Raw genomic sequence first — 264 nt, 5'->3', positions numbered from 1 at the left:
GACCTCGACCGGGCCTGCTGGGCCGTGATGGACGATGATGACCTGCTCGCCCGGGCCCGTGCCGTGGGCGCGGACGAACACCTTGGCTCCGAGCAGAGGTGCCGGGACGGAATATTGGGCGTTCTCGAACGTCACCATCGGTGTATTTTCCGGGACCGTGCGGGCGTGCCCGAACGCGACCGTATGGGCAGTCTCCGGGACCCGGTGCAGCCTGGGCGCCTCCTCGATGAGCACCGCAGCCGGTTTACGCCTCGTGGCACGGTG

1 pseudogene is annotated in these 264 nt (G+C 68.6%); it reads right to left on the bottom strand.

Annotation, left to right across the window (positions count from 1 at the left end):
• A pseudogene (locus tag AC5RTT_RS20900) lies at positions 1-264 on the bottom strand (hypothetical protein); the annotation flags it as partial.

The sequence above is a fragment of the Arthrobacter sp. Y3221157 genome (genome assembly GCF_059089865.1).
Note: the sequence above shows the minus strand (reverse complement) of the source record. Positions and strands in the feature narration are given on the sequence as shown.